The organism is uncultured Campylobacter sp. (genome assembly GCF_937949835.1).
Taxonomy (GTDB): domain Bacteria; phylum Campylobacterota; class Campylobacteria; order Campylobacterales; family Campylobacteraceae; genus Campylobacter_B.
Genome location: NZ_CALEDC010000028.1, coordinates 1 through 1202 on the forward strand (window position 1 = coordinate 1; position 1202 = coordinate 1202).

Genomic DNA, 1202 nt, shown 5'->3' on the forward strand with positions numbered 1-1202 from the left:
CTCTTGCGGACGCTTAGCTAGACACTTGGGTCTTGTGCGCTGCTTTTGTGATTTTTACCGACCCTATGCTCTGCGCGCCGCCGCTTGCTTGAGCAAAGCAGTAAAATTTGCGCAGCTGCGGGCTTTTATGCTTTCGTGTAGTTGCGCCGGTTTTGCGCTTCGGTTGCTAGTTTTTCGCGCTCAGACTTCGGTTTTAAAATTTTATAAAATTTACGTGCAGCCCCAGCTCCGCGTCGTTTGCGGCGACGGATCGCAAGCCTTGGGGCCTTTTATTCAAGCGGCGTTTTGCTAGTGCCGCGATAAAATTTCGCTAAATTTAGCGCCTAAATTTTATAAAATTTTGCCGCTCCTTTACGCGAGCGAGCGCGTAGAATTTGGCTTTAATCTATTTTTGGTTATAATCGCGCCAAAAACTACAAGGACGAACGTGAAAAGTTTGATCATCATCGGGCGCCCCAACGTCGGCAAGTCGAGCCTTTTTAACCGCCTAGCGGGCGCTCGCATCGCCATCACCAGCGACGTTGCGGGTACGACGCGCGATACCAACAAAGCCGAAGCCGAAATTTTCGATCGCCGCGTGCGCGTGATCGATTCTGGCGGTCTGGACGACACTTCCGAGCTGTTTGCGCGCGTGCAAGCTAAGACGCTAAGCGAGGCAAAGAGCGCGGATTTGATAATCTTTATGACGGACGGCAAGCTGCTTCCGAGCGATGACGAGCGGCGGATATTTTTCTCGCTGCAAAAGCTCGGTAAGCCCATCGCCCTAGCGGTCAATAAGATCGACGGCAAGCGCGACGAGGAGCGCAGCTGGGAGTTTAACGAATTCGGCGTTAAATTTTTCCCGATCTCCGTCTCGCACAACAGCGGCATCGACGAGCTGAAAGAGTGGATATACGGCTTTTTGGACCCTGCGCCCGCACAGCAGGACGAGGATGAAATTTTTGATGATTTTATAGAGGGCTTTAACGACGAGGGCGAGCCGAAAGAGGGGCGCGACGAGGAATTTTACGCTAGTAAAACCATCGGCGTGGGTATCATCGGGCGGGTAAACGTCGGTAAATCAAGCCTTCTAAACGCGCTTGTGGGCTCGCAGCGCTCGGTCGTGAGCGATTATGCGGGCACGACGATCGATCCGGTGAACGAAAGCACGGAATTTGAAGGGCGCACGCTCGAGTTTATCGACACGGCAGGCATTCGCCGCC

The 1202-nt window shown here is 53.2% G+C and carries 1 protein-coding gene; it reads left to right on the forward strand.

What is annotated here, in order from left to right; all coding sequences use genetic code 11:
- Positions 1-427 precede the first annotated feature (427 nt).
- A partial coding sequence (locus tag Q0256_RS00645; RefSeq protein WP_297959081.1) for a GTPase occupies positions 428-1202 on the forward strand: 775 nt, incomplete at its 3' end.